The organism is Marivirga tractuosa, from assembly GCF_042140215.1.
Classification (GTDB): Bacteria; Bacteroidota; Bacteroidia; order Cytophagales; family Cyclobacteriaceae; genus Marivirga; species Marivirga tractuosa_A.
The window spans coordinates 3,543,188-3,569,791 of the sequence record NZ_CP159478.1; the positions used below are offsets into that span (position 1 = coordinate 3,543,188).

The 26,604-nt window shown below is 33.6% G+C and carries 24 protein-coding genes; 7 read left to right on the forward strand and 17 right to left on the reverse strand.

Annotated features, from left to right (window positions below):
- Positions 1-132 precede the first annotated feature (132 nt).
- Genes ABWH96_RS15875 through ABWH96_RS15885 form a run of 3 tightly spaced genes read left to right on the forward strand, consistent with a single transcriptional unit; the run spans position 133 to position 3,782 of the window.
- Positions 133-2,100, forward strand: a complete 1,968-nt coding sequence (locus ABWH96_RS15875; RefSeq protein ID WP_375578491.1) for a hypothetical protein — start codon at positions 133-135, stop codon at positions 2,098-2,100.
- A 5-nt stretch (positions 2,101-2,105) separates the two neighbouring features.
- Positions 2,106-2,906: a DUF2490 domain-containing protein gene (locus ABWH96_RS15880; protein WP_375578492.1), complete on the forward strand. Its 801-nt coding sequence runs from the start codon at positions 2,106-2,108 to the stop codon at positions 2,904-2,906.
- 6 nt (positions 2,907-2,912) lie between these two features.
- Positions 2,913-3,782: a hypothetical protein gene (locus tag ABWH96_RS15885; RefSeq protein WP_375578493.1), complete on the forward strand. Its 870-nt coding sequence runs from the start codon at positions 2,913-2,915 to the stop codon at positions 3,780-3,782.
- A gap of 27 nt (positions 3,783-3,809) precedes the next feature.
- On the opposite strand, the gene ABWH96_RS15890 is transcribed toward ABWH96_RS15885, so the two are convergent.
- The gene (locus ABWH96_RS15890) at positions 3,810-4,448 is read right to left on the reverse strand and encodes an outer membrane beta-barrel protein (protein ID WP_375578494.1); all 639 of its coding nucleotides are present in this window, start codon (positions 4,446-4,448) and stop codon (positions 3,810-3,812) included.
- A gap of 49 nt (positions 4,449-4,497) precedes the next feature.
- A complete protein-coding gene (locus ABWH96_RS15895; RefSeq protein ID WP_375578495.1) occupies positions 4,498-5,289 on the reverse strand; it encodes a DUF4197 domain-containing protein in 792 nt (263 codons plus the stop codon).
- Positions 5,290-5,529: 240 nt separating this feature from the next.
- Between ABWH96_RS15895 and htpG the strand changes: the two genes are divergently transcribed.
- The 4 genes from htpG (at position 5,530) to ABWH96_RS15915 (ending at position 13,403) form a co-directional block, all read left to right on the forward strand.
- The gene (gene htpG / locus ABWH96_RS15900) at positions 5,530-7,416 is read left to right on the forward strand and encodes a molecular chaperone HtpG (protein WP_375578496.1); all 1,887 of its coding nucleotides are present in this window, start codon (positions 5,530-5,532) and stop codon (positions 7,414-7,416) included.
- Between the two features lie 103 nt (positions 7,417-7,519).
- Complete coding sequence (locus ABWH96_RS15905; protein WP_375578497.1) at positions 7,520-8,407, forward strand: toxin-antitoxin system YwqK family antitoxin; 888 nt, start codon at positions 7,520-7,522, stop codon at positions 8,405-8,407.
- Positions 8,404-8,775: a fluoride efflux transporter CrcB gene (gene crcB, locus ABWH96_RS15910; protein ID WP_375578498.1), complete on the forward strand. Its 372-nt coding sequence runs from the start codon at positions 8,404-8,406 to the stop codon at positions 8,773-8,775. The genes ABWH96_RS15905 and crcB overlap by 4 nt, the downstream gene beginning before the upstream one ends.
- Before the next feature lie 290 nt (positions 8,776-9,065).
- On the forward strand, positions 9,066-13,403 hold the full coding sequence (locus ABWH96_RS15915; RefSeq protein WP_375578499.1) for an FG-GAP-like repeat-containing protein: 4,338 nt from the start codon (positions 9,066-9,068) through the stop codon (positions 13,401-13,403).
- Between the two features lie 116 nt (positions 13,404-13,519).
- On the opposite strand, the gene ABWH96_RS15920 is transcribed toward ABWH96_RS15915, so the two are convergent.
- From ABWH96_RS15920 to ABWH96_RS15990, 15 genes are all read right to left on the reverse strand, one after another.
- Positions 13,520-14,236, reverse strand: coding sequence for a heavy-metal-associated domain-containing protein (locus ABWH96_RS15920; RefSeq protein WP_375578500.1), 717 nt, complete (start codon positions 14,234-14,236; stop codon positions 13,520-13,522).
- Between the two features lie 83 nt (positions 14,237-14,319).
- Entirely contained in the window at positions 14,320-14,979 is a 660-nt protein-coding gene (locus ABWH96_RS15925) for a class I SAM-dependent methyltransferase (protein WP_375578501.1), read from the reverse strand.
- A 12-nt stretch (positions 14,980-14,991) separates the two neighbouring features.
- Complete coding sequence (locus ABWH96_RS15930) at positions 14,992-15,546, reverse strand: hypothetical protein (RefSeq protein ID WP_375581508.1); 555 nt, start codon at positions 15,544-15,546, stop codon at positions 14,992-14,994.
- Complete coding sequence (locus ABWH96_RS15935; RefSeq protein ID WP_375578502.1) at positions 15,480-16,052, reverse strand: saccharopine dehydrogenase NADP-binding domain-containing protein; 573 nt, start codon at positions 16,050-16,052, stop codon at positions 15,480-15,482. Before ABWH96_RS15935 ends, ABWH96_RS15930 begins: the two co-directional genes overlap by 67 nt.
- Positions 16,053-16,131: 79 nt before the next feature.
- A complete protein-coding gene (locus ABWH96_RS15940) occupies positions 16,132-16,638 on the reverse strand; it encodes a helix-turn-helix domain-containing protein (protein WP_375578503.1) in 507 nt (168 codons plus the stop codon).
- A gap of 356 nt (positions 16,639-16,994) precedes the next feature.
- The gene (locus tag ABWH96_RS15945) at positions 16,995-17,525 is read right to left on the reverse strand and encodes a hypothetical protein (RefSeq protein WP_375578504.1); all 531 of its coding nucleotides are present in this window, start codon (positions 17,523-17,525) and stop codon (positions 16,995-16,997) included.
- A 184-nt stretch (positions 17,526-17,709) separates the two neighbouring features.
- Positions 17,710-18,567, reverse strand: a complete 858-nt coding sequence (locus ABWH96_RS15950) for a nucleotidyl transferase AbiEii/AbiGii toxin family protein (RefSeq protein ID WP_375578505.1) — start codon at positions 18,565-18,567, stop codon at positions 17,710-17,712.
- The gene (locus tag ABWH96_RS15955) at positions 18,564-19,187 is read right to left on the reverse strand and encodes a hypothetical protein (protein ID WP_375578506.1); all 624 of its coding nucleotides are present in this window, start codon (positions 19,185-19,187) and stop codon (positions 18,564-18,566) included. The genes ABWH96_RS15950 and ABWH96_RS15955 overlap by 4 nt, the downstream gene beginning before the upstream one ends.
- Positions 19,188-19,628: 441 nt before the next feature.
- Positions 19,629-20,408 (reverse strand): SDR family oxidoreductase, encoded by a 780-nt coding sequence (locus tag ABWH96_RS15960; RefSeq protein ID WP_375578507.1) that lies wholly within the window; start codon positions 20,406-20,408, stop codon positions 19,629-19,631.
- A 235-nt stretch (positions 20,409-20,643) separates the two neighbouring features.
- Positions 20,644-21,153 (reverse strand): signal peptidase II, encoded by a 510-nt coding sequence (gene lspA, locus ABWH96_RS15965; protein ID WP_375578508.1) that lies wholly within the window; start codon positions 21,151-21,153, stop codon positions 20,644-20,646.
- Positions 21,154-21,349: 196 nt separating this feature from the next.
- Complete coding sequence (locus ABWH96_RS15970) at positions 21,350-22,897, reverse strand: hypothetical protein (RefSeq protein WP_375578509.1); 1,548 nt, start codon at positions 22,895-22,897, stop codon at positions 21,350-21,352.
- A gap of 249 nt (positions 22,898-23,146) precedes the next feature.
- The gene (locus ABWH96_RS15975; RefSeq protein ID WP_375578510.1) at positions 23,147-23,524 is read right to left on the reverse strand and encodes a hypothetical protein; all 378 of its coding nucleotides are present in this window, start codon (positions 23,522-23,524) and stop codon (positions 23,147-23,149) included.
- 211 nt (positions 23,525-23,735) lie between these two features.
- Positions 23,736-24,089, reverse strand: a complete 354-nt coding sequence (locus ABWH96_RS15980) for a hypothetical protein (protein ID WP_375578511.1) — start codon at positions 24,087-24,089, stop codon at positions 23,736-23,738.
- Positions 24,086-24,571 (reverse strand): hypothetical protein, encoded by a 486-nt coding sequence (locus tag ABWH96_RS15985; RefSeq protein ID WP_375578512.1) that lies wholly within the window; start codon positions 24,569-24,571, stop codon positions 24,086-24,088. Before ABWH96_RS15985 ends, ABWH96_RS15980 begins: the two co-directional genes overlap by 4 nt.
- Positions 24,572-24,806: 235 nt before the next feature.
- On the reverse strand, positions 24,807-26,600 hold the full coding sequence (locus tag ABWH96_RS15990) for an interleukin-like EMT inducer domain-containing protein (protein ID WP_375578513.1): 1,794 nt from the start codon (positions 26,598-26,600) through the stop codon (positions 24,807-24,809).
- Positions 26,601-26,604: the final 4 nt, after the last annotated feature.

A 26,604-nucleotide genomic window follows, 5' to 3' on the forward strand; every position in this document is an offset into this window, starting at 1 on the left:
CTGTTAATTTTTAAATTTGACATTCTATTTTAGTAAATTTGCCAACTTAGTGAAATTAAATATTCTCGTTGGCGTGATTGTTTCCTTAAAATATGATTTCATTAACCAATAGTCAGGGATTAAATTATAATAATGGTAAAACAAAATAGACTTATTATTGTCCTCATAATTTTTGTAGTCAAAGCAACAATTTCAAATGGACAAAACATCCAAAGCTATGACAGTACCTACTCCATCGACAATACAAAGTATCTTGCAAAATATGAATACTACTTAAGTGGAGAGGACACTATTTACAACGGTCAATTCAATCTCTCCCAGCAATTTGAAAATCAAGAGGATATTTATGAGTACCTCGCAGTAGATGGCGAATTTAAAGAAAACAGGGCTGATGAAAGCTGGACATTGACGGAAGGCTCTTTCGAGCCAACTGGTGATGGTTATTATAAAGATTACACCTATTCCTATAATGTAAATGGAAATGAATTTATGGCTGAAGGAAAATTCATGGTGGGCAAAAAAATTGGACTATGGAAGCTATATGATTGGCAGATTAGAGACTCCGAAATTACTGACACCACTCTGACCGCTAGCATTAATTTTGAGGATGATCAAGCTAAAGGTAAATTCCAATTAAGAATTGAAGATGACCTTTTAGAAGGTGAGCTGGGTGAAAATGAACTCACCCAAGAAACATGGTCATTCTACAGATTAAATGAGAAAGGAGATCAAAAATTATTGAAAGAATGGGTATTTGAAGCAAATAGACTGATAGCAATGCGCCTTCATGTTAATTCGGAAATACAGGAAATCAAAATAAACGACCCCTACAATGATAATTTATCAGAAGTAGAAATTATGTTGGATAATGAGTTTTTGGAAATAATCGAACTAAAAGCTAGAATAAGTAATGAAGTACTACTTGAAAAATACAAGGAGGAAGATAACATCAGCAACTTATTTTTTACGCTATTAGATAATTTAGATTTGGTTGATAAAACCTTTTCTCCCATCACCAAATCAAATATTAAACCCACTATTTCAACTAAACTAAATGCTTCAAATCTGAGTGAAGAGGAAGAAAATTTACTAGATGCCATCAATAATAAATACGAGATAAGCCTTAGAAAGACTAACACAATATTAGAAAACCCTCAAATTAATATTGCAAGCATGTCAACCAATAAGGTATCAGAATTTAAAAATGTGTTGGAACATATCAATACGCATTTTTTAAAACCCACTGAAGAGATTTTATCCTTACATGCGGACGAGCAATTAAAATTTTTTGATAGAGATAAATTAGTTCAATATAAAATCAAGCTTGAAAGTGAATCAGTTGTAAGTAATATCATTAACAAAGATTCACTTTCAGGAAATTACCAATTCCAGAGCGATATAAGTTTTCTTAATAACAATAAACAATCAAATTTATCTAAATTGGCAGACTTTTTAGATGCTTTAGACAAAGAATTAGACCAAATAGAGGAAAATTTGAAGGGATTCTTGAAAGATATTAGAAAGGAAGAAAAACTCGTGGAATTGGAAGAGGCTATGTTAGCAAAATATGAAAACACTAAATATCTAGCAGATTCGCTGATTACAGGAGAACATGATAATTTTGCTGGAATAGATGTAGCTCAAGCCATAATAGACTTTGCAGATGCAGAACTAGCCGTTTATTCCAACCTTCCAACTCCTGAAGAGAAAATTACTGCTATAGAACCATTAATCAATTGCTTTAGCAGAGCAGAAGATTTGATTTATACCATACAAAAAGCTCCAGAAAGTATATACAAAATAAATGAGGCCTATACGAAGGAAGTATTTAACCCCTATACTTTTACAAACATGGAGGAGAAATCAAAACCTCCTATTTATAAAGCTTTTAATAAATTGCTATTGCCAGGTATATTCCAAAACATGCAAAATTTAAATTGTGATAATATGAGAGCCTATCAGGCTAATTTCAAAATTTTATATGATGAAATGATTGATGTGCTAAACGAAAGCAATACGAATAGAAAGGAGAGAAAAGTGAAAAGGGCAAAGACTCCTGAAAAAGCATCTGAAATATTAGAAATGGAATTAAGCTTTTAATGGGCATGAGAAAATTTTTACTAATTATATTATTCGGCACTTGCTTTAATATTTCAGCACAGGAATTAGAACCTGAATTTGAAGACTTAAACACAAATTTATGGCTTAGTTCTTATAATAAATTCAGGATATCGGACAAACTCTATTGGGCTGGGGAAATGCATTACAGAAGAGTAGGCAGTACAGCCACCACTCCTTTTGTAGATAGAATGGCACAAGTTTACAATAGACATGGTTTAAATTATGTAGTCTCTCCAAATTTCAACTTTACCGTTGGAGGTGTTTTAAGATTAAATTTCACTCCTCAGCCTGGCAATTCCGAATATGATCCATTATATATTGAACCACGAATTTGGCATCAATATCTCTTTGTATTACCCTTTCCCAGATTTATGCTTTATAACCGAATCAGGATTGAACATCGCTGGAAAAGAGGAGCAGCAATCAGCAATGACGAATTCAAATTTGGTAACCGCTGGAGATACAATTTTTATATGAAAATACCGATCAATGGAACAAAGTTAAAGCCTGGAATCTTTTATGTATCTCCTAGTATGGAATTAATAATGCAGAGCGGAAAAAATATAGTGGGAAGCTTTGTTGAAGACTTAAGATTATATGGGAATATTGGATATATTGCTAGTCCTAGAGTGTCAAGCTCTTTAGGATTAATGTACACGACAGGGCAAAATTTAAATGACCCTGCTTTATATAAAAGAAGATTGATTTTAAGATTAAGTACCTATATTTCATTAGATTTCAGAAAAGAAGAACAAAAAATACCAACCCTCAAATTTTCAGATTAACCTAATATGGATATAATCAAAAAACTATCATTTTATGTTGCACCTCTAGTTATTGTGGGTTGCCTTATTGCTATCTTCTTTATTAGTAAAAGGAAAAACCATTTTAAGGAAGAGGCTAGTGAAAAGACCGAGCAATTGAAAAATCTTGAGCAACAAAGTGAATTATACCGTCAAAAATCAAAGGCTGATGAACTTTTCATTGCTGGCGAGTATAATGACGCAATGGAAATATATCTCGAAATAGCGGATTCCATAGATAATAACAGCTTTATGAAAAGCAGGAAAGCTACTATTGCAAGATTCAACTCCTTACGCTCAGAATTGGATAGCACACAAAGTATGAGTACTTCACAGATGGCAAATATGGAGCGTGAAATGGATAAAAGAATAACTGGAGTTGAAGAAACTTACCAAGCGAAGATAGATTCAATCAAGAGTGAATTAAATAATAAAATCACTTCATTAAATAAGACTATTGACCAAAAAGAAACTCAAATTCAAAATAAAGCTGAATTAGGGCGTCTTACATTCTATAATGCCAATGGCACCAAAATAGCTTATTTCGGAGAAGTGAAATTTGGCAAAGCCAATGGCGAGGGCGTTGGCCATTACAGTTCCAATAGCGTTTACGATGGTGATTGGAAAAACAATATGAAACATGGAAAAGGAACCTACAAATGGGTTGATGGCCATAAATATGTGGGGGAATACCAGAATGATAAAAGAGAAGGAAAAGGTACCTATTATTGGAATACTGGTGAAAAATATGAAGGCCAATGGAAAAATGACAAAAGAAATGGTCAAGGCACACTTTATGATAAAGATGGAAATGTGAAGTTGGAAGGTGAATGGAATAATGATGAATTGGTGCAGTAAAGCCTAAATATTAATTATTAATTAAAATTATTCCTTCCCTTTAATCATCTCTATCATTTTTTCAAATTTAACCTTTCCATAAAACTGAAATAATACTGAAAAAGGAAGTTCATTATTATCTGCAAAATCATTTTCATATGACTGTAAAGGAACAAAGCTATAATTAAACCTTCCGCCTATGGTGTAATTTTCATTTAAGTCATATTCCAAACCAAAAATAGTGGCATAATCCATTGCGCTTACTCGTCCCATCAGATTATCGTTTTGCTCTTGCCCATCCAATATATATTTATGATTACCACCTAAAAATACTGAAGGTTGTATACCTATATTTACAGTGAATTTTTCATCTAATAAGATTCCAAACATGATGGCAAAATCAAAATAATATAGATTGATATTATTGACATTTTCACTATCCCAATTCCATGAACCTTTCTGAGTAAATAAGGCTTCCATCTGAACAAAAAGCTTTTCTGTAGCCCCAAAATTTTTATACCCACCTAATTGTAGACCAGGTTTTAAATCATTTCTTTGCTGCCCATTCAAACCAGAAACTACTAAGCCACCTTTTAATCCATAATCCTGAGCTTTTGATTCAATTGAACAGTGAATCATACAAAAAATGAACAAGCCTACGAATACTAAAAATCTTATATTTCTCATTTTTAAAAAAATATCTTCAATGCTCTTAAAATCATTGCAAATCTATAAATTATTGTTGAGCAAATACCTTTTTCAAAATATCATTTATCCTAGCTGAAGGATTTTTCCTTATATCTTTTTCTTTCAAGGCAATTTTTTGAAACATCCCATCTAAAGCACGTTCTGTAACAAAAGAAGCCAGATCCTTCTCATCAATTGGGCTAAGCTTTAAAGCATTTATGAAATCATTCCTTTCTACATCATTGTATGTTTTTACGAAAGTACTGTATAATTGCTCACTACTTTTATTGTATACGATGGGGTCGTCCAGAACATTTTTAATGTCAGGTTTGAATGCATTAACCAGTTGATTAAAAGTTTTATCTCTCAAATAAGTCGTAGCAGCATTGTCAGTACCCTTTAAAATATTGAATCCATCTTGAACCGTCATAGAAGTGATGGCATTTACAAAAATCGGTTTGGCTTTTACCACAGCTTTTTCTGCAGCTCTATTCAAGCTGACTACCATATCTTCTTCAATGTCTTTGATTAATTCATCATAAACCTTTCTACCAGCTGAGGTAGATTTCAATTGTGAAATAGCAGATTGTAATTCTGAGGGCAAGAAAATTTTCACTGCTTCATCCCTTAAATAACCATTGGTTGCGGCCAATTGATCCACTCCAGCTTTAGTACCCACTTCCAAAGCAGATTTTAATCCTTGAATTACTTCCCTTTCCGTTAATTGCCCAGATTGTGTGGGATCTAAATCATAATCCTTTGCTACCTGTTTTAAAGTTTCGCATGAATTAAAAATTGTAATACAAAAAATGGCAAAGAAAATTAAGGCTGTACTTCTCATAATATGATATTTTTTCAGTTCATGCAATTTAAAGAAATTTTTTCTGCCAAGCTGACAGCTAATGAAGATTTAATTACAACTGGAATAAGAATTGATGATTGGGAGTAGGTAAATCAATTAGAGCCTATTAGACAATGATATTCTTGAATTTCATCCCGATAGATATTGTACACAATAGTAAGAACTAATTGATAACGAATTGAGGTATTAATTTTAGATTTCAAATAAAACAGTAACAAAATGCAAGAGAAAGGTAGTATTTCGATCCATTCGGAAAATATTTTCCCGATAATTAAGAAATTTTTATACTCTGACCATGAAGTATTCCTTCGTGAGTTGGTTTCCAATGCAGTTGATGCCACCCAAAAAATCAAAAGCTTAGGCACACTAGGTGAATATGATGGTGATTTGGGCGATTTAAGCATCGAAATTAAAATAGATAAAAAGAAAAAAACGTTGCATGTCATCGATAAAGGAATCGGTATGACAGGTGAGGAAATTAAAAAATATATTAACCAGATCGCTTTTTCTGGAGCCACTGAATTTGTGGAAAAATATAAGGAAAAAGGCGAAGGTTCAGGTATTATCGGTCACTTTGGTTTAGGTTTCTACTCTGCTTTCATGGTAGCAGATAAAGTGGAAATCAAATCTCTTTCAAGAGAAAAAGATGCCACTCCAGCACATTGGATTTGCGATGGAAGCACTGAATTTGAATTGACAGATGGCGATAAAAAAGAAAGAGGTTCTGAAATAATCTTGCACATTAATAAAGATTCAGAAGAATTTTTAGAAGAACACAGAGTTAATGAAATTTTGACAAAATATTGCAAGTTCTTGCCTGTCCCTATTATTTTCGGAGAAGAGGAAGAAACTATTAAAGAAGGTGAGGGAGATGATGCTAAAGAAAAGAAGATAACAAAGCCTAAAGTTATCAATAACATTACTCCACTTTGGACAAAGGCACCAGCTGATTTAACTGATCAAGAATACAAAGATTTCTACAAAGAACTTTATCCATTTAGTGAAGAACCATTATTCTGGATTCACCTCAATGTGGATTACCCATTCAATTTGACCGGAATTTTATATTTCCCTAAAATCAAGAATGACTTTGACATTCAGAAAAACAAAATTCAACTCTACTCTCGTCAGGTATTTATAACTGATGAAGTAAAAGATGTGGTGCCTGAATTCTTAATGTTGATGCACGGGGTAATCGATTCTCCGGATATTCCATTAAATGTATCGAGAAGTTACTTGCAGTCGGACAGCAATGTGAAAAAAATCAATAATCACATTACTAAAAAGGTTGCCGACAAACTAGCTGAACTTTACAAAAGCGATAGAAAATCATTTGAAGAAAAGTGGGAAAGCATTGGCTTATTTGTGAAGTACGGAATGATGAGTGATGATAAGTTCTATGACAAAGCCAAGAAATTCTGCTTGCTTAAAAGCATAGAGCAAGACAAATATTTCACATTAGATGAATATAAAGAAAGCATTGCTGGAAATCAGACTGACAAAGATGGTAACGTAACGATTCTTTATGCCACTAATCCTGATAAACAAGATGCATACATCACTTCAGCACAGAAAAAAGGCTATGATGTGGTTATTTTGGACAGCCCAATTGATAGCCATTTCATCAATCAGCTAGAGCAGAAATTGGAGAAAACCAATATGAAGCGAGTGGATGCTGATATTGTGGATAAATTGATTGATAAGGACGAAAAAGCAGAAAGCGTATTATCTGATGATGAAAAAGAAAAGCTGAAAAAGGTTTTTGAAGAAGCTATCAATAATTCATCCATGACAGTGGCTGTTGAAGCTTTATCACCTGATGAATTGCCAGTTTCCTTGACTATGCCTGAGTTTATGCGTAGAATGAAGGACATGCAGCAAACAGGTGGCGGAATGCCATTCATGGGCGGAATGCCAGATCAATATAATTTGACCATAAATGCAAATCATAAAATGGCTTCAAAAATATTGAAAGCTGAAAATGAAGCAGAGCAAAAGAACATTGCCAAGCAGAATTATGATTTAGCCTTACTTTCACAAAACATGCTGAATGGTAAAGATTTAACCAATTTTATCAGCCGAAGTGTGGAGATGATGGAAAAGTGATTAATTAATAATTAGTAATTGGTTAATTAGTAATTATTAATTAAAAAAAATAGAGACAGCCCGGAATTTTCAATAACTTCGGGCTGTTTTCGTTTAGCACAATATGAAGAAATTCTTACTTATATCTACCGTAATTTTCGCCATACCTCTGGCCATTTTGGCTCAAGAAGAGGAAATTCCGCAAGATAGCACGGAAACTGCAGCAGATACCGTCAGAAGAACCTTTCAATTTTTGGATGGTGCCCCTGTAACTATCGATTTGGAGACAGAAGAAGAGGAAGAGGAAGAAGAGGATAAAGAAAAGAAAGAGAAAAAAAAGCGGAACTTTTACTATGGCAAAAAAGTGCGTAAAAACTATACGCTTTCAGGCTATGGAAACAATGTAACTCGTGAATTATTTAATTACCTAAAGAAGGAATATGTGGAGCCAGATCCATACGTTAGGGATTTTTATTGGTACGATTTTCAACGAAAAGAAATCAGAAGTACTAAAAATGCAGATCCAAAATTTGCTGGGATTTTGCACGGTCCTTATGAAAAGATGAAAGATGAACAGGTTATTGAAAAAGGTATGTTTTGGAATGGACTCAAGCATGGCCGATGGATGCGATATGATAATAATGGCATTTTGATGGATAAACTCACCTATTTTAAAGGCTGGCCAATCGATTCCAAAATCACTTATTATGATGAAGAAAAAAGAGAGCATGTAAAAGAAGTTATTCCAATTGAACACGGAGAGAAAGAAGGGACTTATCTTTATTTCCATAAAAACGGACAAGTGGCCGTGCAAGGAGAATACCGATTTGATCAGAAAGTAGGGCTTTGGGCGGAATATTATGACCTAAGAAGGAGACGTAAAAAGACCATCCAATATGGTCGAGATCCTTTTGACAAAGACTTTAAGCCTTACATCAACCAAGAATGGGATGCAAAAGGCAAATTGGTATATGATAGGGAACAGTGGAATCGTAAATTTGCTTCCAAATGATTAAAAATTTACTGTTAATTGGCCTTGGTGGTGGGTTAGGAAGCATTGCAAGATATGCCACTTCTCATTTAGCTCAAAAATATTTGGCTAACTTTCTGCCATATGGCACTCTAATAGCCAATATTTTTGGCTCATTATTAATTGGAGTGTTTTTAGCTTATTTAATTGAAAACCCTTCTCAAAATTTCAAATTATTGTTGGTTACCGGCTTTTGTGGTGGCTTTACTACTTTCTCAACCTTCTCCTATGAGAATTTCAGTTATCTGCAAAATGGTCAAATCGGTTTATTCTTACTTTACGGATTTGGAAGTATTGCCATTGGTTTACTAGCTGTTTTTGTAGGCTTTAGTTTGGGTAAGTTGGCATAAAAAAAAACAATCATATTATTTAGCATTTATTCTACAATTATTCCTAAAAAAATAGGTTTATCAACAACTTTAAGTTTTACATTATTTTTATATTGTTAAAAAAAATTCCTGATTAATATATTGAAATAGTGGAATTTATACTTAATTTTTGTACAGATGTACTTTATCTCGAAATTTCTACTAAATAAGAAGGTAATTATTTTTATATTTATCTTTATAATACGCTAATTTGTAGACGAAAAAATATGATTGATAGAAAAATCGACCTGAAATTTGTAATTATCCAACTTATGAAAACACTTAATATACTTTTATTATTGCTTTTAAGTTCAGTTTCTGCTATAGCTCAAATTAACTTTAAGCAGATTCTTCCACCAGCTCCCGCACCTCAGGTTCTCCCCGTATTTGAATCAGTAGAGGAAGGCTCCATTGCTTATGCAGATGTAGATGGGGTTAATGGGCTAGATGTAATCGTAACCGGAAGTAACAGTGCTGGTGATCCTATAGCAAAACTTTACATTAATGATGGAACTGGAAATTATACTGAAAAGACAGGGACGCCTTTTGTAGGGGTTAAAGAAAGTTCTGTAGCATTTGCAGATGTAGATGACAATGGTACTCAAGATGTCTTTATTTCTGGCTACGATGGTACTAATCCTACTTCAAAACTTTATCTTAATGATGGTAATGGAAATTTCACAGATTCTGGAATTTCCAATATACTTGGGGTGAGAGAAAGTGCCATTGCCATTGCAGATGTAGATGGAGAGAATGGGTCTGATATCCTTGTCACAGGGCGAAGTGGAGCTGGTTCTTTAAAAACCGTCCTTTATATCAATGATGGTACAGGAAATTTCAGTGAAGTAGATGCAGCTAATACTTCTGAATTTGCCGATGTAAACAAAGGGGCTGTTGCATTTGCTGATATTGATGGAAATGGCACTCAAGATTTAGTGATCACTGGGTTTAGTGCAGCTTTAGATAACCCACCTGTAACTGAAATTCATCTCAATGATGGTAATGCAGATTTCACCAAATTAACAGGATCAACTTTTGAGAATGTCAGAGATAGTGACGTTGCGTTTGCTGACGTAGATGGTAATAATACAATAGATTTGTTGATTTCTGGTTTCAATGATTCTGGAGATCCTATCACAAAGCTTTACATAAATGATGGGAATGCAAATTTCACAGACGCAACCTCTACTTTTGATGGTTTAGGATATAGTACTGTCTCTTTTGCGGACGTAGATAACCAAAATGGGCCAGATATTTTAATAACTGGATCTATAAATAGTGGTAGTAATTCACCAGTGAGTAAGCTTTATATTAATGACGGTACTGGCAACTTTACTGAAGAAACTGGGACACCATTTATAAATGTTTCTAGAGGTGATGTCTCTTTTTTAGATATAAATGGTAATACTAGCCTTGACTTAGTCATTTCAGGTCGAAATAATACTAGTACCCCCGTTACTGAAGTTTATGTTAACAATGGCTCAGGAGCATTTAATCTAGCTACGGGTACTCCTTTTGAAGGCGTTTATAAAAGTGCTTCTGCTTTTGCGGATGTTGATAATGATGGCAATCAAGACGTGATTATTACTGGTGAATTTAATACAAGTACAGAAATTGCTAAACTGTATTCTAATGATGGAAGCGGTATCTTTACTGAAGTAAGCGGAACTCCTTTTACTGGAGTAGAAACGAGTGCTATAGCCTATGCAGATGTTGATGGACAAAATGGTTTAGATGTTTTAATCTCTGGATACAAAAATAATTCTTTACCATTAGCAGAACAATATTCAACTACACTGTATACTCAGAATACTAATGGTGATTTTGAAGATTCAGGTGAATCTTTTCCTGGACTAGCCTTTGGTTCAATTGCCTTTGCAGACATTGATGATGATAATGACCAAGATTTAGTCATTACAGGAGCAAATTTTAATGAATCAGTTTTTTATTCAACAAACTTATATACTAACAATGGTGATGGGACCTTCACAGATGTTACTGGTGCACCTTTTGAAGATGTTGTAAATAGCTCCATTGCTTTTGCTGATATGGATGGCGAAAATGGGCCAGACCTTATAATTTCTGGAAATTCAGCTTCAGGTGATATTACAGAGTTATACCTCAACAACGGTAGTGGAGGCTTTTCTCCTTCAGGGCAAACGTTTGATGGTGTAAGTAATGGTGCTATTGCTGTAGGTGATACAGATGGCGATGGTAGCTTGGATTTATTAGTTACTGGAAATAATATAGCTAAACTCTACACTAATGATGGAACAGTTGGAAATCCCACTTTTTCAGAAGTCACTGGAACTCCTTTTGAAGGCGTTACAAATAGTGCTGCTAAAATTGCCGACATCGATGGAGTAGATGGAAATGACATTATCATTTCGGGAGAAAACAGCAGTGGTGAGTATATTACCAAACTTTACATCAATGATGGCAGCGGAAACTTTTCAGAAGTATTAGATTTACCATTTGATGGAGTTTTTCAAGGCGATATATCCTTATCAGATGTAGATGGTGATGGACTTATAGATATCCTGCTAACGGGACGAAATAACTCTAATAATAATATTTCAAAATTGTATAGAAATATTACTGATTTCGTTCCACCTACCATTACTTCTCCAGCCACTGCTTCTGTAGACGAAAACCTAACTAGCAGTTTTTATACTGCAACTGCAGATGAAGATGTTACTTTTAGTTTAGGCAACACCAAAGATGAAGCTTTTTTCGAAATAAGTATTGATGCTCTAAGCTTCAAAACAGGCCCTGACTTTGAAACTCCGCAGGATGCCAATTCAGATAATGTCTATCTAGTTGATCTAATAGCAACAGACGAAGCAGGTAATGAAGTTACGCAAGAGGTAGCAGTAACCGTTCTTGATGTAGATGAGGATGGGCCTACTATCACTTCTCCAGCCACTGAATCTGTAGAAGAAAATGTAACAGGAACCGTTTATACCGCCACAGCTGATGTTTCAGCTACTTTTAGCTTAGGTAGCAGTAAAGATGAAGCACTATTCAATATATCAACGGATGCCATCAGCCTCAAAAGTGCTCCGAATTTTGAAATTCCAGAGGATGCAAATGAAGACAATGTGTATGAGTTAGATCTTATTGCTACGGATGGCGATGGATTCACTACCACAAAAGCTATCACTATCACGGTAACTGACCTAGACGAAATTGCTCCAGTTATCACTTCAGATGCTGCAGTATCAATTGCTGAAAATGTTACAGGAACTGTTTATACTGCTACTGCTGATGAGACTGTTACCTTCAACTTAGGCAATAGTAAAGATGAAGCACTTTTTAACTTATCTACAGATGAAATCAGTTTCAATAATTCACCAGATTTTGAAACTCCCTTAGATGCAAACGAGGATAACATTTATGAATTAGATATAACCGCAACTGATGAAGCTGGTAATACTACCACAAAAGCAATCAGTATCACAGTAACCGATGTGGATGAGCCTGGCCCCGTTATTACTTCTCCAGCTTCTGAAACTATAGAAGAAAATGTAACAGGAACTGTTTATACTGCCACAGCTGATGTTTCAGCTACTTTTAGCTTAGGGGATAATAAAGACGAAGCGCTTTTTGATTTATCAACGGATGCTATCAGCTTCAAAAGTGCTCCGGATTTTGAAACGCCATTAGATGCGAATGAAGATAATGTGTACGAGTTAGACCTTATTGCGACAGATGGTGATGGGCTATCTACTACCAAAGCAATCAGTATTACAGTAACTGATGTGGATGAGCCTGGCCCCGTTATTACTTCTCCAGCTTCTGAAACTGTAGAAGAAAACGTAACTGGAACGGTTTATACCGCTACAGCTGATGTTTCGGTTACCTTTAGCTTAGGAGATAGTAAGGATGAGGCAATTTTTGACTTATCAACGGATGCCATCAGCTTCAAAAGTGCTCCGGATTTTGAAACGCCATTAGATGCGAATGAAGATAATGTGTACGAGTTAGACCTTATTGCCACAGATGCTGATGGGCTATCTACTACCAAAGCAATTAGCATTACAGTAACCGATGTGGATGAACCTGGTCCAGTCATTACTTCTCCGGCTTCTGAAACTGTAGAAGAAAATATAACCGGAACGGTTTATAGCGCTACAGCTGATGTTTCGGTTACTTTTAGCTTAGGGGATAGTAAGGATGAAGCGCTTTTTGATTTATCAACGGATGCTATCAGCTTCAAAAGTGCTCCGGATTTTGAAACGCCTTTAGATGCAAATGAAGACAATGTGTATGAGTTAGACCTTATTGCTACAGATGGTGATGGACTCTCCACTACCAAAGCAATCAGCATTACAGTAACTGATGTGGAAGAAGAGCCACTTTCTACAGATGATGAAATTCTTTCTAAGATTTACCCTAACCCAGTAAAACACACTCTATTTATAGAGGCAGTAAATATGGCGAAAGGTACTTCTATCCATATTATGGATATTTCTGGAAGACTTCAAAAAACAATTCAATATAATGGACAAGAACAAGGAATAGATGTATCTGATCTTAAAGCTGGTTTTTACTTGCTCAAAATACACACTAACGACAAACAATTGCAGCTTAAATTTATGAAAGAGTAAATTTCAAGAATTCAAATAATCTCAAAAAGGGTAGCTCAATATGGCTACCCTTTTTTGTTGATAAAAGATTGTTAAAGTGGTTAAATATGTAGGAAGTAAATCAGCTAAGGTTAACTTTAATTCAAAGCCATAATCAACATTCCAAGACTCATTATAATCATAAGGCCATCTTCTATAATGGTTACCGTACTCATTGGTAAATTAAAAACATCTCCTAAGCATGCACATTTGATAGTTTTTTTGTCCAAAACTGTTTGTAAAACCCCTATAATACTCACGGACATTACAACAAAAGTAACACTGTTGGTAATAATTGGATTGAAATTTACCAAGAATGCAATTCCTAATATTAATTCCGTAAAAGCATAAATGTAACCCCAAGCAGGAAATTTTCTAGCAATAATGTCGTACATCAAATAACTGTCTTTAAAGCCTTTTAAGTTTAACATCTTGAAAAACGAAAAAGTCAGAAAGAAACCTGCCATAAAATGCCGCATCCATCTTGATAAATTTATGCTTTCAGCCGTAACCTCCACAAGCGCAGTTACTGAAAAAATATACAAAAAGATAAGTAAAAATGGCTTATAAGTGCTAAACCAAGACTTGCCTTGTTCCATTGCCTCATTGAGATCGATAGCAGAAATTTGATACTTTTCATCCAATACTTTCTGAAAATCGGGCAATGCAATATGTTCGTCCATTGTGATGGTAGCGGAATTATCATTCTTAGATACTTCAACAGCTGATACTTTATTGACTTTAAGCAAAGCAGATTTCACTTTAGCTTCACAGCTTCCGCAAGTCATTCCTGTAATTTGATATTTGTGTGTCATATTTTATTGATTTTTTTCTAAAGCAAAATTGACAACAAATCAGGTATAAAATGTTACGGTATTTTGGGAGTGATTTGTAAGATTTAGACCTCCTTTTTTACCGAGATGGTTGTGAATTCCCTTTTAACCGTGTCGCCCGCTTTGCTTTTCACTGTTTCAGTTTGGGTGTTAGAGGCTACTATTCTAAATGGTAGATTACCAATCAGCTGTGCTATTTTATCGCCATTATAAAAATCAAATCCATATTGAGTAAATGGCAATTCACGCATAAATTTTTCTTTAGAAAAAGTTATGTTCAGTATGCCAAATGGCTTTATCACTCTATATAATTCTAACATTAGGAATTTTGGATTGTCCCAAAAATAAATGGTGTTCACCGTAAATATTCTATCAAAATAATGATCAGAAAAAGGAATATTCAAGCCCTCATAGAAATGAAAGGAAGCCTTCTTATTATCGACAAAAGAACTGTTTATATTTTGAGCTTCCCTCATCATCAATTCCGAAGTTTCAAGTCCATAATATTTCAGATTATCGCTCCGATTTAGTAGATATTTCAAGTGACCACAGTTGCCGTGACCAAGTTCTAAAATCTTGTCATTGTCTAGGATATTTAGTTGGTCTATTGAATGACATGTCATTTTAATGTTTGTTTCGTTCATCAATTCTGCCACCTCAATGCCTTTTTTTCCATGTGGTTGCCTTAGCTGAGATGCTATTACTTTCATATCTTGATTGTCCATCACTGCAATTTTTTATAATTTAATTTCAAGCGAATTATCATAATGTTTCAGTCCGTATAAAAAACTTGGTATCTCATCAATAATATGATGAATATGGCGAACTCCCTTAGCATCATTATTTCTCATAAGATACCGAACTAGCTCAACTGCAACATAAGCCGTAATTTTTCCCTCATCTTTTCCCTGAAGGCTACATTCATACTTTTGCTTTTGTGTATTTTGTGAAATCGCCTTTACCGCAAAAATATTGCTCCCAATATTCAGCCTACTGAACAAGTAAATTAGGATATTTTGTACTTTCTTGTTACTAAATATTTTGCTTAGCCCTGTTATTCTCAATAATGCGATACATTGAGTTACTAATTTGGAATCAAATGCTATTCTCGTTCTTACTTGATTAATATTCTTAGACTTGCTGAGTATGTGTTGATCTGAAAAATTAAAAGAATAGAATTTACGTCTTCCAACAAGCTGCGTTTTTTCACCCAAAGTAAAGCTCTTTATCGTTTTTGTATTTTCTTTATCGTATAGCTTATAAGTTGAATGAATATTATCAAAGCTGTCCATCGATATGCTGCTTCTCCATGTTTTTCTCCAAGTCCCAATAAAATAAAAATATCTATAAGATTGCTATTTGGTGATTTGAGGACGCAATGTTGTGCTAATAGATTTGTGATACCAGGTGCAAGTCCCACACTTAGTGCAATAGTTATATTTTTTTGTTTTGCCCTGTTATGAAGAAGTTCAGTTTTTTCAATAAACTCTTGATTAGCTGTAATATCAACATAATGAATTTCTTTATTTATACATAAAGATACAAAATCAGTGTTCTCTTGGTCTATACACATAATTACCAAACTTACCTCACCCAAAATCTCAAAATTCTTAGGGTTAGATATGTCAATTTGATAAGGGATAACACCATTCCGAAGTGTTTTCGATAATTGTTTAGCTTTTTTTAGATTTCTCCCTGCTACAATAATTCTATTGGGGAAATACTGAGCTAAGTGCTTGCTTATTATGCTTCCTACTTTCCCATATCCTCCTATAATCAATATATTTTTTGTGCTCATTTAATTACTCTTTTGAATTCAAATCTGAAAACAAATTGAGAATTCTGTATTACATAATTTTGGGAGAGATTTATAAGATTTACAACTCTTCTAATGGCTTACGTTTGATCGATCGAAGTTTTTTAAAATGGCTGGGCGAGAGACCTGTTACTTTTTTAAACTGATTACTCAAATAAGCCACGCTGGAATAATTAAGTTGGTAGGCAATTTCACTTAGCGTAAGTTCATCATACACCAACAGTTCTTTTACCTTCTCAATTTTTTGAAGAATATAATATTTCTCAATGGTTATTCCCTCTACTTCTGAAAACAGATTGCTCAAAGAACTATAATCTTGGTGCAATTCTACTGATAAATACTCTGAAAGTGCGACTTCCAAATAGTTGCCCTTATTTTGAACTAAATCAATTATAAGATTTTTAATTTTTTCAATGATTCTAGTTTTCTTGTCATCCAAAAGGTCAAAACCTAAGGATTGGAGTTCTTGCTTGAGTTGTTCTTTTACAGCTAAAATATTATTCTCTTGAATTTCAATTTCGCCCAATTCTACTTGCACAGGATGAAGGCCTAATTTTTCGATTATCATTTTTACAACCATTTTACAACGATTGCATACCATGTTTTTAACGTATATTTTCATTTTTTGAAATTGTGATTATGGCCAATGTACATTATCCGAGCATTCATAATTTCTTGAAATTAAAACCTCATGGATAGTTTTTTAAAGCAAATGTATCATACTCACGGTATGCCTTCATATAATGTTCTATCTATTTCATTCTCTTAATCCATAGAAGCTTTTGAAGGGTGGGATTTTAAAACTATAAGATGATTTGTCAAGCTGTTTCTTTCTAGTCGAATAGACTTACTAAAATTACTTTTCTAGTCGTTTCAACTTAGAATTCAATCGAATTAACTGTTCTTAAAAAAATGAAAATATCCTTATTGCGATAACTCACATCTTATATACATTACTTCGTTCCTGAATAGCTTAAAAATCAATGAAAGTTTCTTTATTTGGTCTTGTTGGAATACTATCATATCTGCCATTGGTATATCAGGACTATTAATATTATTGAATTCCGTTAACTCTTCATTTTCTACTGAAATATTTGAAAGTTTTTCATTAATAAGATTAACATAATCAAAATCTAAGAAATATGCATTTTCTTCTCTTTCCAAAATCATGTCGATATTAGGGTCAGCATATTCTGGCTGTTTTAAATCTATAGATTTATATTTTTTTAAGAAGGCTACCATATCATCAAAGTAAAGGAAGCCTTTACCAGTCATTTCATCGATTAATTGGGTGTTTTGTGCTAAATAAGATTCGAAATTATCTTGATATTCAACCTTTTTAAACAGTCCAAGAAATCCCCCTCCTTCAATCTTCTTATAGCTGGAAAAATTTATCAGATTTTTAATGTTGCCTTTTGATATTGCTCTAAATTCTGCTGTGGTAGTGGTTTTCATTGTTTAATAGATTTTTCAATTACTAAGGGTAAAATACTATTAAAACTATAGCTTTAGCTTGCTACGATATAAATATCCATTCTATTGTTTGGTGTAAAATGAGTTTCAATGCAGTTTAGTTATTTTTGGACAATAGTTCCATTTTGTATCAAGATATTCTAGAGTTTTAGCATTTTTAACCGCATTAAGTATTCTCAAATTTAATTTTCTCTATTAAATTCTTAAAATACTCAGGGCTCCAAATAGTTAGAACATCATCATCTTTGATGAATCTAACTACATCTTCCTTAATGCTACTAAATGAAACTGAATTGATTTTCATATCTAACAGCTTTAAAAGCTGGTCATTGGAAATATTATCCTGCTGCCAGTCATTTGTGTCTTTTGCCCTAGTAAGGAAATGATTTACATCTAAAGGAATCCCCTTTTTAACATACCACTCTAAATCGTACCAATCCCTGCCCTTTACTCTGTTTTTCCACTTTCTAAATAGCAAAGCATGCATTTTACCTGCAAACAAGCTTGATTTAGTAAAGCATTTCACATAACAGGAGAATGGACGAAGTAATAGTTTTTCTTCTGTTTTAAAATTTATTGGTGGCTGTCGATCAACTTCAATTTTTATCTTTAAGGTTTTGTTTGACCTTACTCCTGTTTCTTGAATTATGTCCTCTAGAATAATTTCTTGCCATATTGTTTCAGCTTTTAAAAAAGCAGAATCAATTACTGTTTGCTTAGTCTTTTTCTTTTCTTTAATACTTACTGTCAAACCTAATGACTTAAATTCATCGATAACTGCTTTAAAATATGGCTCTATTGAAAAATTAGCATCAGGTTTAAGTAAAGAAAAATCTAAATCCTCGGATGATCTATCTAAACCGTAAAAAATACGGAGTGCAGTCCCGCCATAAAAAGCAGCTTTCTCAAAAAAATCAGTTCTTGATAGACCTGCTAAAGTAATTTCTTGCATTATTTCACGTAATGACGATAAAATCTCTTCTTCATTCTGAGGGTTATATTCCTCTATCCATTCTTTTATCATAATTCTTCAAGCATTTTAATAAGCATTTCTAAACTACTTTTTTTAGGAGCACTCGAAACCCATAATCTCATAACTTCCGTGTTTAATGTGCTTAAAACTTCACTATCCATACGAAGATCTTCTATTAGAAATTCTTGCGTTTGCTTGATGCTCCTAAGGTTGATATTAGGCGTTAGTACAATCTTATCACATAAAGCTTTTTCAGGTGATGCTAATAATATGGTTTGTTTTTGTGAAATTTTTAAACTTTTTATTCCAAAAGAATAATAAGGAGTTTTGAGTTGTTTGTAGCTAAACCGACCAACATCGGTTCTATATTTTTTTGAGGTTTTTATGGTTACTGAACTTATTTCATAGGTTCTTTCTGGTATTAAACTCCAATAAGATAATGCTGACTCTAATGAAACATAACTAGGGCCTCGAAGATGATTTGCTATTAGAAATGGTTCTGGAGTTGGTAAGTCCATTTTAGGACCAGGTATATATAGACCTCTTCTTATTGAAATGAGTTCTTTGCTTTTAAGTAGCTCACTAATTTTATCATTTGGACGCTGATAATCACTAAGTAATTTTAAAATTACATGCCTGGGAATAGGTGCCTCTGCATAGTCTTTTATCATTACCCTGAAATCCATATTGTCAATATCGCCTATTATAATCGGAATTATTCCGTTTAACTAATGTAAAAATAACATTATAATATCAAAATTAAAATATATAATCGGAATTATTCCGATTATCTAATAAATATTTTACATTATTAGCTATTGTTTGAGCTAGAATGGTTGAGAATTCTATAAATAAAATCTTTGAAAAAAAAGTAATTTCAAATTTTCTTCTTTTAATTTTGAAGAGAAGAATTGCCAATCAGAATCATTTATTGGATAGATTTTATTAAAATATTTTCTGATTTCTTTCATTTATTTTTTAGTTAGAGGATAAGGATTTACAGCAACCCAAAGGTGCCGATTTAGAGCACTTCACTTTCGCCTAAGAGAAACTTTGATAGAAGCCACAAAGCTTGATTTAACCACTGAGCCGCCACTTTTGGGTAGGTGCTATTAGTTGCTATAATTTTCTCGTATAAACCCACCTTCTGAATGAATTATTTGTCCTGTTACCCATTCTGCATTTTCACTTGCAAGAAATGAGATTAGTTTGGCAACATCTGATGGTTGTCCAAGTCGTCCCATTGGAAATCTTTCTTTAAATATCTTTTCTTGTTTATCGTCTAGCCAGCCAGTATCGGTCAAGCCCGGATTTACTGCATTTATTGTGATTCCTTTTTTTGCAATTTCCTGCGATATAGTTCTTGTCAAAGTTTCAATTGCACTTTTAGTTGTTGCGTAAGCAATTTCATCATTCATAAAACTTAAAGTTTGTCCTGAAGTCAAATTAATGATTCTGCCATTTTTCTTTACGTTGAATCGTCTAACAAATTCTGCGATTAATAAAGTTGGAACTTTAAAGTTTATGATGTAATGTTTGTCAAGCTCTTCTGCTGTAATTTTCTCAATATTTGTCTGTGTGCTATAAGTTGCATTGTTCACTAGGATTGTTGGAACACCTAATTTTTTTTCTACTTCGTTAAATAAAATTTCTATGCTTGTTTCTTCAAAAAAATCAAGTTCTAATTTCTCACATTTTACACCATATCTTCTTATTTCATCTTGAATTAAGTCGGGCTCATTGTCTTCTATATTCCAAGGCATTTGTTCGTCATATTTAGTCCAAAAAGTAAAGAATATGTCAATGCCACTTTTTGCCAATTCCACACAGATTGCTCTTCCAATTCCTTTCAGCCTGCTTGTTCCTGTAACTATTGCAATTTGTCTTTTCATTGTTGTTTATTGGGTTTCTTTATTACGGAAGCTACGCCCGCATAAAACCAGTTTGCCTTTGCGAACTATAAAAAATTAAACCTAGCAATTTATGTGGTTTCCACCAAAGCACACTGTGTTATAATATTGAACCCCCTCGACAATGAAACCTACCCGAAGTGAAAGCATAAATTACGGAACACCTGCGCAGAAAACTCAACTATAAAATGAGAAAGCAAATGGGTTTTATGCCATGTTAACTGGATTTTAATAGATTTTTTTCTTTATCAATTACAGAACTAATTATAAATAAAAATGCAGCTATGGTAACAGATACATCTGCCATATTAAATATGCCTGTATGGAGAGGCCCTAATTCTAAATACATAAAATCCGTAACACTATTATGAAGAACACGATCAATAATATTTCCAATCCCCCCACCAATGAAAAAAGTAATTGCAATAAAATTTAATTTTGAAATATCTTCCTTTTTATATAAAAAATAGAATAAATAAATCAGCACTAAAATTGGTAATAATTGAAAAATAAATAGTTTAATAGTCGGATGAAATTCTGATCCAAAGCCTAATGCAGCACCTGTATTTTCTACCTTAGTCAAAACGAAATTATCATTGACTACCTCAATTCTTTCATTGTAACTTATATTTTTTCGAACCTCATTTTTTGTAATTTGATCACAACTTATATTAGAGATCACTAGAATAAGTCCAATTAATAATTTTATCAGTCGTTTGGTTTTCATTTTTTTAGTATTTTTATTGCTTAGCTTTTTTTTAACGTTAAGAATATAGGGCGTTGAGCACTTCAAGGCTCCAAACTACCAATCTTCTCCATATTTTCTTAAAAGTAATCATTTTCAGCTTTAGCACAATTAGCTCAATGACCCATATTTAGTGTTGTGTACTGCAGTCCTTTTAATTTGAAATTGCATCATTTAATTATTCATTTAGTCCTAAAGGGGTTAATACGGTTTTTACAAAATGTTGAATAGAACCATTATCTTCGCGGTATTGATATGGAACTTTATCAAATTCTTCCCAAGCAACTTGTAAAGCGGCTAAGTATTCTGTCGTTATATTTGGAGCTCCAAAATCAACGCCTTTTGGATTTAGAAACATTTTATCGAACCAAACTCGTGCAGTAGTTGCAGCAATATTGTCAGGATAATGTGAAAATTTAAAATAGGTAGAAAGCAGCATGTCAAGTTGCCTTCTTCTAAATCGAACAGAGATTTTTGAGTTATCCGTTTGACAAATTGAATGAACACACCAACCTAGACATCTGATTGTATCTATGACACGGTTGTCTGTTTCCAGTTTTTTTGCCAAATTAAGCCAATCAGTCATTACATAGAATTGCTCGTAAATCATTTTGTGAGCAAAGGAAGGGTATTCAGAATCTCCGTTATAATCATTCTGTGTTGGAATGATTTCAAGTAGAAGGTCTGTAGAGTTTCTAAAGTAAAATAGCCACATATGCCACTCGCTATCACGATAAATAGTCTCTCTTACCATATAATTAAAGTAAACAATAGCGATGTAAATCTTGTGATTCCAAAATTCAGATTCTAAATCGTAGTCAAAATTCTTTGTTAAAAAATCTATCTGATTGGAGTCATGTTTCAGCGACTTAATCGCTCCCTCGCCCACAGGATACCAAACATGATTGTCTGCTGCCACTTTAGTATATGCAAACAATGAAAACAAGATTGGAATTTCAAAACTGTTATTCATTTCAAGTACCGATGACCTCGTACCATTCATAATTTTTAATTCTTGAATAAACAATTGGTTCTTGTTTTCGAATAAGCATTCGATATAAAGTTTGACAAGTTCTTCATTTGAAGATTCTTTGCTTTCCATCCCACTAAAAACAGTTGCAAAAAGTCTAGGGTACTTGTTTGCTGAATTGCGAACAAAATTTTCATTTTGAATTATATGCCAATATACCGAAGAGGCAAACAACATTCTCTGAGTTTTGACCAACTTTTCATATGCTTCGTCTTTGTCGGTTCTTCTTCTCAATATTATTTCAAAGCTGTCTTTTTGTGGAAGGTGAGATGTGCCTTCAAGGTATTTTTTGATATCATTAATGTGGTACTTGCTTATGTAGTTAACTAAAAGGTCAATTTCATCTTCTTTCAGATAAGTTTCATAAAGTGAAATCATGTCTTCTAAACGACTTGAAGAAAAGTAACCGAAACTTACCTTAATTATAGGGTAAGAAATAACAATTAGAGAAAGTATATATGCCCAAGTTGAACCTGGCATTCCTTTGTCAACTGTAAAAATAGATAACCAAGGAAACCAGTTAGCCTGAAGCCAGTCAAAGGACATCAAGTAATGAACTAGTATAAGAGAGGCTATTAAAACACCAAGTTCAAATCTTGAAAAGAAAAGTAGAATGAATCGTCTTTCTTTTCTGGGTATGATTGCCCACACGGCAATTGCTAATCCTAATAACGTAAGAAAGTCAGATGTCTGCATTTGTTTATAGTTTCTTTGTGCAATTCAAATCTCACAAGTTTGGTGTTTACAATATTCGATAGGGTGTGTTTGTAAAGGCACATGCTTTACAAAAGTTAAAGTTTAGGGTTTACACTATATTTTGGCTCAGCCTTATTGATAATTGTTTGTCTCTTAAATGTTTTTCATCAAAGTATCCTAAAAATACGCTTCTATAGAATACCCTCCAAATTCCATTACCTATATTTAGTTGTTGGCAGTAGTTTTTATTTATTCAATTCTCTTCAATTTGTAGGTTATTAATTCTTCTTTTGGATAATCACCTAATTTGTTCCATATTTCTACACAGTCAATGAGTCCGTCTGTTAAATGCATAGTAGTATCCGCTAGAATTCCGATGTCGGAATTAATGAGTTCAAAGTTTTCAATTTGATGATTACATTCTCCAAATAATTCCTTTAATTGACTATCGTTCAGCCTATATTTTTCAATTCCTTTTTCATATTTGAAGTACACAAAAAGTCCAACTCCTGTATGTTCTTCTTCTTTTATTGTCAAGTAATTAATTTGCTCAAAAAGTAAATCTTCAAATTTTTCGCCTTCAACACTTAACTCTAGAATTTCTGATATCAGTTCTGATTGTATCATTTTTTAATTACTTTCAACGCCACTGTATAAATTCGTGGCTGATTAAAAGTATAAAAATTTGCGTTAACTACCGAGGCAATCCGCAGGATTGGCTTATTAAATTAGTTTTCACAAATAAGTCAATCCTGCGGATTGACGAACTATCTACAAAAAGCTGAAGGAACAATAACCTACTAACAGCCATGATTTATGACAGAATGTTGTGTACAGTTTATATTAAATCCTCGTAATATGAAATTTGACACTCCTCAGTTGAAAAAGTAATGTTGTAGATAATTCCATCAGCTGTCTTGTAGAATTTAAAGTCACCTCCCTCTTTTATCCAATCTTCAGACTTTTGAATTTTTGACTTAAAATCTAAACAGTCACTTTCGTTAAATGTGAATTTGTAAAACAGTCCATAATCAGGACCTGAGTCTTCAAACCTATCCTGAATTACAATTATGGAATCTGTCAACTCAATTTTGGTAATATTCTCAAATCTGTTTTTACTTGGTGTTCGATAGTCGCATGAGGTGCATAATATCAAAAATAAAAAGATAGAAAATGTAAACTTTTGATTCATCCTTTGTTTATTAATGCAATTATCAGGTAAACTAGACAGCTAATAGAAGCCATTAAAGCCAGAAGTGATAAATTGGTCTGCTTTCTAATCCTCTTTCCGTACTCTTCTCTATCCTCTGCAGTCCATTCCATTTCACGAGAAGCAAACCTGTGGATTTCCATTTGTCGAATATCAATAAAGACAAGAAAAATTAAGTTAAGTATAGGAAAAATTGCAGTCCAAATTTTTAGTATCGGAGCTTTGTCCGGAAATGTTCCAAGAACTAAATAAACACCAATTAGCACGTTGTTAAAATTGAAAACTTTATCATGAATTCTATCAAATGCATTTTGTATTTGATTCAAGGAATTTTCAACTCTATTTTCTGCTTTAGAAATAAGTTTCTCAGATTCAGAAAATAATTCATTAGTCTCGAAGTGGGCAGAAACCTGTTTGAGGGACTGATTGATTTCTTCTAATATTTCTAATTCCTTTCTATCCATTGAATCTAATTGTACACAACAACTAAATAAAGTACACCTCAAGGTGCATTTATATCTTTTATATCATTTGCAATCTACTGAATTAATAGTTAATAAAAAAGCTTTTAAATTGACTTAAAACCAATACTAAAGGCTATAACCGTAGATTTATACATTTAATAAACGTTTAAATCTACACTTAAAATAAAAAACTAGTAGCAGTGAAAAAGCTTCACTCCAAACAAATATTATCCCATCACCTCAAAATATACAACTTCCCATAGCCTTTGGTAAAGGCTTTGTCTCCTGCGGTGGCACGTTGTTCCATAAAAGCTCCGTCTTTTCGGACTAAAACTCTATAGAGATAAACTCCATTGGCTAGTCTATCACCAAATTCATCTTTGCCGTCCCAGGCATAATCGGTGATGTTATTTCCAATATGGATTGGGCCAATTTCATCTTGTAGAATTTCCCTTACTACCCTACCCGTTACTGTCAGGATTTGGATTTTAATTTCTTGTGGCAAATCGCTACCTGTTAAAGTGAACACGAAGCGAGTACTGGTAGAAAAAGGATTTGGATATGGGTAAAAATTAGTAATAGTAGAAGCATTGATTACCTCAAATCTCACTTTGTATGGCTCCTCTCCTGCTGTGTTTTCACTGGCATCTGTTGCTTGCACACTCATCTGATACATCCCATCTTCCAGTCCATCTGGTTGATAATTAACCGTAAAAGGATTGTCTTCACTGGCTGAAACCCACTCAACATTTGAATTAGAGAAATCAATTCTTTCACTTACGCATTCTTCACAATCTCTTCTTAACTGAATTTCAATTCCTGTCGTATCCGTTTTATTTATTAAGGTATTTTCGTCCTTTAACTTGATTTGAATATAAGGGCGTGGAGAAACTATATCACCATCTAATATGGAAATACCATCAAAAGTTACCTCCACCAAAGGCGGAAGGGAATCGCCTTTCACCGTAAATAATCGGTTATAGCTTAAGAGATTATTGGTAAACCGCTTTTCCGTAAAGGGATTGTTAAAATTGAAATTTAAAATTAAATCGTTCTCTCCTATTTTGCCTCGAGTATCTACTTCTATAGAAAAAGTAGTGTCACTTTCTGCCATTAAGGGCAGAATTTGCGAATCTTCATTAAAAAACGACCTAGTTTCTCTATTGAAGAGCTGTCTTCTGTAGTTTATCGGATTATCAAATGGGTTGGGAGTTACATTGAATACTTGAAAAGATTTGGTGAAAACTTCTCCTTCTGCCAACTCAGTTGAGCTTTCAGTATTTTCCTCGGCAGGAATCAAAACTGCATCTGGAACTTCCTCATAAACCACTTGCCATGCAGACAGCTCTGCAGGAGTTAAATTATCAGGGTCTGATAAAGTAAGTCTCAATCTTAATTGCGGATATAGGTTGCCATTTACAGTCGAAATATCCAAAGGCAATGTTGCATCCGAAAACAGTAAACTTTGGTTATTTAAAGTATCTATGCCAAAAACATCTAAGCGTATATTATCACTAGCTTCCACTTGAGCATAATCAGCATTTACGCTAGTCCATGATTTGGCAGGACCAATAATTCTTGAAATGATAGAGCCAGATTCAAATCGTGCCACTAATTCTTCCGCTAGCTCCAAAGTCTGCTCATTAGTAGGTGTTGTCGATGCTTCGTCTGCAGTAATTTCATTACCATTTCCAGCTCCAGCGCCTTTTCTGCCTATTAAAATGTAAGGTTCACCATTTTGAAGATTATCAATAGCAGAAGCAGTAGCTCCCAAATCCAATAATTCTGCTCTGTTGTTTCCCCTTAAAACATTCCAAGACACGCTATCATAAGAAGTCAACAACACAAAATCATCATCTGGCAATTCATCATAGTATTTCTTAAAATATTCGGCTGGTTGATTTAATTGATTGTTCCTGATTTGATTGATGACTTGAGGCCTAATTCCACAGGAAAGTGGATCTAACACATCGAAATTACCATTTGAGAGAATTACATAAGGAACACCTGTTGATTTATCGAAGGCCACTAGA

Coding starts and splice junctions, on each gene's coding strand:
- ABWH96_RS15875 (WP_375578491.1), top strand. CDS start 133: ATGGTAAAACAAAATAGACTTATTATTGTCCTCATAATTTTTGTAGTC.
- ABWH96_RS15880 (WP_375578492.1), top strand. CDS start 2,106: ATGAGAAAATTTTTACTAATTATATTATTCGGCACTTGCTTTAATATT.
- ABWH96_RS15885 (WP_375578493.1), top strand. CDS start 2,913: ATGGATATAATCAAAAAACTATCATTTTATGTTGCACCTCTAGTTATT.
- ABWH96_RS15890 (WP_375578494.1), bottom strand. CDS start 4,448: ATGAGAAATATAAGATTTTTAGTATTCGTAGGCTTGTTCATTTTTTGT.
- ABWH96_RS15895 (WP_375578495.1), bottom strand. CDS start 5,289: ATGAGAAGTACAGCCTTAATTTTCTTTGCCATTTTTTGTATTACAATT.
- htpG (WP_375578496.1), top strand. CDS start 5,530: ATGCAAGAGAAAGGTAGTATTTCGATCCATTCGGAAAATATTTTCCCG.
- ABWH96_RS15905 (WP_375578497.1), top strand. CDS start 7,520: ATGAAGAAATTCTTACTTATATCTACCGTAATTTTCGCCATACCTCTG.
- crcB (WP_375578498.1), top strand. CDS start 8,404: ATGATTAAAAATTTACTGTTAATTGGCCTTGGTGGTGGGTTAGGAAGC.
- ABWH96_RS15915 (WP_375578499.1), top strand. CDS start 9,066: ATGAAAACACTTAATATACTTTTATTATTGCTTTTAAGTTCAGTTTCT.
- ABWH96_RS15920 (WP_375578500.1), bottom strand. CDS start 14,236: ATGACACACAAATATCAAATTACAGGAATGACTTGCGGAAGCTGTGAA.
- ABWH96_RS15925 (WP_375578501.1), bottom strand. CDS start 14,979: ATGGACAATCAAGATATGAAAGTAATAGCATCTCAGCTAAGGCAACCA.
- ABWH96_RS15930 (WP_375581508.1), bottom strand. CDS start 15,546: ATGGACAGCTTTGATAATATTCATTCAACTTATAAGCTATACGATAAA.
- ABWH96_RS15935 (WP_375578502.1), bottom strand. CDS start 16,052: ATGAGCACAAAAAATATATTGATTATAGGAGGATATGGGAAAGTAGGA.
- ABWH96_RS15940 (WP_375578503.1), bottom strand. CDS start 16,638: ATGATAATCGAAAAATTAGGCCTTCATCCTGTGCAAGTAGAATTGGGC.
- ABWH96_RS15945 (WP_375578504.1), bottom strand. CDS start 17,525: ATGAAAACCACTACCACAGCAGAATTTAGAGCAATATCAAAAGGCAAC.
- ABWH96_RS15950 (WP_375578505.1), bottom strand. CDS start 18,567: ATGATAAAAGAATGGATAGAGGAATATAACCCTCAGAATGAAGAAGAG.
- ABWH96_RS15955 (WP_375578506.1), bottom strand. CDS start 19,187: ATGATAAAAGACTATGCAGAGGCACCTATTCCCAGGCATGTAATTTTA.
- ABWH96_RS15960 (WP_375578507.1), bottom strand. CDS start 20,408: ATGAAAAGACAAATTGCAATAGTTACAGGAACAAGCAGGCTGAAAGGA.
- lspA (WP_375578508.1), bottom strand. CDS start 21,153: ATGAAAACCAAACGACTGATAAAATTATTAATTGGACTTATTCTAGTG.
- ABWH96_RS15970 (WP_375578509.1), bottom strand. CDS start 22,897: ATGCAGACATCTGACTTTCTTACGTTATTAGGATTAGCAATTGCCGTG.
- ABWH96_RS15975 (WP_375578510.1), bottom strand. CDS start 23,524: ATGATACAATCAGAACTGATATCAGAAATTCTAGAGTTAAGTGTTGAA.
- ABWH96_RS15980 (WP_375578511.1), bottom strand. CDS start 24,089: ATGAATCAAAAGTTTACATTTTCTATCTTTTTATTTTTGATATTATGC.
- ABWH96_RS15985 (WP_375578512.1), bottom strand. CDS start 24,571: ATGGATAGAAAGGAATTAGAAATATTAGAAGAAATCAATCAGTCCCTC.